The sequence below is a fragment of the Bartonella sp. AP3QHHD genome (genome assembly GCF_042195765.1).
GTDB lineage: Bacteria > Pseudomonadota > Alphaproteobacteria > Rhizobiales > Rhizobiaceae > Bartonella.
The window spans coordinates 1-5,187 of sequence record NZ_JBHIPC010000073.1; the positions used below are offsets into that span (position 1 = coordinate 1).

A 5,187-nucleotide genomic window follows, 5' to 3' on the forward strand; every position below is an offset into this window, starting at 1 on the left:
CACCACCACCAAAATATTGTGATGTATTTTGAGAAATTGTTGAGAGATGATTCGTAACAGTGATAACATTCTGATTAGTAGCAAAGAGCTGCGAACCATTCACTGCATCGGTTGAATTAGCAGAAATATCTCCATTAGCAAGAAACTTAATTTTGCTATTGGTTTTTTCCTCTCCATGCTGTGCTACAAATGCCTGCTCATCATTGCTCCACAACAAAGCATCCCCTTTGACTTCTTGTGTAATATCATTGATTTGTTGTGTAAAATTATTGACCACATTCGTGAGATGACTATTCACACTCTTCACATTTGCATCGAGACCACTCAAAGCTGAGCCAACATCATGATAATTGGCTTTTGCCACCTGACCATCTTCAACAATAACAGATAAACTATAGTTTGGTCCTTTAAAAGCACCATTTTCGAACGAGGCACCACCACCAAAATAATTTGCTATATCTCCAGATATTTTATTAATTTGGTTCCCATTGATCGCATCATGCGAATCTTCAGAAATTTTCCCATCTTTAACATTATGGAGGGAAACGGGTGCTGTAGTCTTATCACCACCCAAAGTTATGCTATTATAATTAACGGTATCTTTTTCTTTATCATAGAGAACTGCAGCAGCACTTGTAAGATTAATATCATTAGAAATCTTCTCTATACTTTTATCAAGCTGGGCTTTGTTAACAGCTTCATNATCACCACCCAAAGTTATGCTATTATAATTAACGGTATCTTTTTCTTTATCATAGAGAACTGCAGCAGCACTTGTAAGATTAATATCATTAGAAATCTTCTCTATACTTTTATCAAGCTGGGCTTTGTTAACAGCTTCATCATTTCGCTCTGCAGCTTTTACACCAGAAATTGTACGAGCTTCACCAGATTTGTTTGCAACATTAATTTCTGTACCCCCCGTTGTCACACCAATGGTAATAGTACCTGCATCTCCTTCCTGCTTAACGAGACTATTTTTTGTCGCATTCGCAATCTGATTTTGGATATTCGTGATAGAAGTATCAACAGCATTAAAAGCAGAACCAACATCATTATGAGAATTACCCTGAATTGTGTAAGTTGGTGCTTTACCATTAGATACATCTGCACCACCACCAAAATATTGTGATGTATTTTGACTTACACTTGCAACGTCCCGATTAACCTGCTCCAACTGCGCAAAATTCACTGCATCATCAGGTTCTTCCCCAGCTGCCACTCCTGTAATCTGCTTATTGCCAGCATCAATACCATCCACAGTTATTTTAGCCCCATCAGCAAACAAAATGCCATCATCACTGATAGAGCTTCTCCCAGCGGTAACTCGTTCCACTGTAATATTATTAGCTAGATCAAATGTTACATTATTGTTTTCCCCACCTTTTGTAATCTTAAGGTTGTCACTTGCAGCCGACAAATCTACAGTATCTTGTACACCAACAGCTTTAGCATTTTTACCTCCAACAGATAGTGTCCAACCTTGGTCTACGTATTTTTGTAATGATTTTAACTGTGCAACATTAACGGCATCAGTGTCGCCACTACCAGCTGCCACTCCTACAATCTGGCGCGTTTTTTTTGATTTAGCATCACCAACACTCACTGCACCTAGCGTACTCGCCCATATCATGTCGTCAGAATCTGAAGGGCCTTTAGTTAAAGAATTATACCCGATAGCGCCAGCAGCAACATCAGCCACAGACTCGCTCCCAAGAGCAACACCCTTATGCTCAGTCGCTCTTGCATCTGAACCAATCGCTATCGAAAGATCTGTTTGAGCTTGAGCACCATAACCTATAGCAATTGCTTTTTGTCCACCTGCAAGTGATTTGTTACCGAATGCAATACTATCAACGCCTTTTGCTTTTGCACGCCCACCAATAGCAATCGTATTGCTTGCTACTGCTTCAGACGCAACCCCTATAGCAATACTTGCTTGTCCACCTGCAAGTGCAGCAATACCAAAAGCTTGTGATCCCCCAAACTTTGCAGTTGCAGCCGCTCCAAATGCTGTTGAATAATGCCCCGTTGCGGAAGATCCACACCCAGTTGCAAAAGAATACACACCATAAGCTTCAGGCAGAACATTTGAAAGACCACCGGTTGCTTTTCCCATATATCCCCCCTTACCGGTCAGACCATCATCAACCCAATTAAGCTGAACCTTCGCCCAGTTAAAAGGACGCTTGCCATTAATCTCTTTATTCATAGAAACTCTTTCATATAGTTCCTCTGCAGTGATTTGGTTATTAGTACCTTGATTGCTTCCACCACGATCAACAACATTAAACACACCACAGTAATCCTTATCGCCAGCTAATACAATACTGCCATGGCTAGCGTATTGATAAGACACGCTAGGACCACTTGTACTTTGAACTTTATCACTTGTTATCGCAAGATTTGCAGCAACCACAGGAGAAACACTCGACAAGAGCGCCGCTATAACTGTTCCCAATGAAACAGCTTTAATCAAATTTGGTGTTGAATATTTTTTCATAATACCCCCTCATAACAATAGATTAAAAACACAAAAAAGGTGTGTTCCAGAGCTTTCTTATTTCCCTTGCGTGTTCCTGCTTTTACAGCGTGTTTTAGGACATAAATAAAATTAAGACGTAAGCTGTTGTTTCTGCAACGCCTTTAGAGGGTAATTAGGGGTAGGTTCGTGAAAGTCAATTTGAGGAAAGTAAAAAAATACTTAATATTAGAATGGATTTCATTTTTCTATCAAAGGTTGTGTGTCGTTTTTAGCTTTGATCTCTTTGAAAAAGGTATAATTTTTGTGCCTATTGATCATCCGCTTAGGCATCAGTTTATTTTTCGTGAATAAGCTCTTTTATTTCATTAGAGGATTTATGAAAGCTTTTTACTAAAATGCCCCATCTATATCCTTACTCATGGTAATGTGTCTCGTTGCTGTATCCTATTTTACAAAAATACTCACTGCTACTTGTTCTTTTATTCCCTTCAGTTGTGAAAAATTCACTGCATCAGTATTGCTAGTTCCTTCTGCAACATTTGTTACTTTTTTACTTGCCGCATTAATATTACCGGTGGTTATTTGCGGGACATCAGTAATTACTAAGCCTGTTGCATCGACTTTTCTTTTCTCTCCTAATGTTATGCTTTTCAATGCTATATCATTAGCCAAACCAAATATGAGCTTATTTTCATCGTCCTTATCTCTTTTAACCCTGAAGTTACTTCCTCCCGATGAAAAATTCATTGTACTATCTAGCACCCATATCTTTAGCTGCCTCACCAGAAATAGACTGTTTCCACTCTTTTTTTCTTACGACTTCTTCTAAATCTTGCAACTGTCTCAGGTTCACCGCATCGGCAGATTTGCTATCAGCTGCTACGCCTATAATTTGTCGCGTTATGTTCTTACTAGGAACACCAATATTTACTGAAACTTTCGTACTTTTCCATTGAGATTAGGTGTTTTTAGCCAGTCCTTGCAGAACAGACGTATCCCCAAAAACGCCAGCAGTCCTACCAGACACAGAGCTGTTCCCGATAGCCCCCCATCAACCATCACTTTAGAATAGGAACCTAAAGCGATACTTCCAACCCCTTTTGCTTTTGAATAGAAGCCCATAGAAATAGCTTCTTGAGCAAATGCTTATGTACGGATGACCAAGAGCAATCGAACCATATTCTAAAGCTTTAGAAACAGCTGCTACTACTGTTGAATAATCACTCTTCGAAAGAGTATAATCATTTTCCCCGTGTTCGCTCTTCTTATTATATTCACTACCTATTGCGATACTGCTTTTCTCTAAAGCGTAAGCCATATTGCCTACAGAAACGCTTCATTCTTTTTCCGTTTGCGCTCCACTACCCTAAAGCAATACTTGTGTTTGGAGTACGTTGCATATCTGTAGATCGTTGCATTATAAAGCATACGTTTAAAACTATACGAAAATAAAAGCTAAAACTGTCTTCTTTTAATAAAGGGTATATTCGTATTTACATTTCTTGAAGCATTTTAATAAATCAAAATAATAGCAATCAATTTTTTGAATCTTTACCACTAAGGTCTTTTATTCTCAACAAAGTTGTCAGAGGCTTTTTATATTCGGATTTTATATAATTACGGGAGTTTTATACATTTAGAATAGCTTTAGAGAGCTCTGGAAAAAGATAAAAAATTTGCCTTTTTCTTATTTAAGAAAAGGGCAAATCAATTTTATGGATTTAGTCGTTTATTAGTTGAGTATCACATTAACCCCTGCACTTATACCCCAGTGACCTCCAGAAGTGGTAATTGACAAGTTGGAACCAATATCACCGTTCTCTGAAGTATAACCTGCACCAACAGCAAAAGCAGATTGACTACGCCATAAACCACTCCCAAATGCGATTGTTAATTTTCCAGGAATATCACTATAGCGTAAACCAGCTACCGCTAAACCAACAGCTGCTGCTTGTCTTGCCTCTTTTCGAACATCCTCAACAGCATAATTTAATGTCGAAAACTTCATATCCGTATACGAATTAGCCTCATTAACTCCATCTTTTACAATATGAGAAACTTTCTCATCCGTATACTTATTGGCATCTTCAAGAACTATCTTCATCTGCTCTTCAGTATAATCATGCAACTGACCACCATTAACAGCTTGCTGAGAACCTGTTTCAATCTTTCCATCCGCTACATTATCTATCATAACAGGTTCGCTGTCATTGCCTCCTACTAACGTAACCTTATTCGTCTTTTTACCATCATCATCTTTGTCATATTTAACCGCTCCATCCATAACCGTTGTTGTAATATCTTTTACATGTTGATCAATCGTATCTACTTTCTTTTCAACCTCTTTCACTTTCTCATTCGTCTCCCATAGCTGACCTCCATTCACAACTTCTTGTGAATTCTCTTCAACTTTACCAGCTAAGACATTCTTAATCTTGCTCGACTTGTCATCATGCTTCGCGTCATACGCTCCTTCAGTTTCATTCCAATTTAAACCATTGGATGCAACATTCTTCTCAACATCATGAATACGATTGTTGATATTGGTCATACCTATATTCACACCATCAAACGCAGCTGCAACATTATCATAGCTCGTCTTCTCATCTGAACTACCGTCGCTCTTAAATTGTGCAACCTTGAATTCCGGTGCACTCCATTTCCCATCCTTATAGCCCGCTCCTCCTCCTAAATAGGACGCT

At 38.6% G+C, this 5,187-nt stretch carries 2 protein-coding genes and 1 pseudogene; all 3 read right to left on the reverse strand.

Annotated features, from left to right (window positions below):
• Positions 1-2,503, reverse strand: a pseudogene (locus tag ACFIL7_RS04280) (hypothetical protein); the annotation flags it as partial.
• 426 nt (positions 2,504-2,929) lie between these two features.
• Positions 2,930-3,232 (reverse strand): hypothetical protein, encoded by a 303-nt coding sequence (locus ACFIL7_RS04285; protein WP_375611461.1) that lies wholly within the window; start codon positions 3,230-3,232, stop codon positions 2,930-2,932.
• A 985-nt stretch (positions 3,233-4,217) separates the two neighbouring features.
• Positions 4,218-5,187 (reverse strand): Vomp family autotransporter (locus ACFIL7_RS04290; RefSeq protein WP_375683392.1); only part of this gene is annotated, 970 nt, incomplete at its 5' end.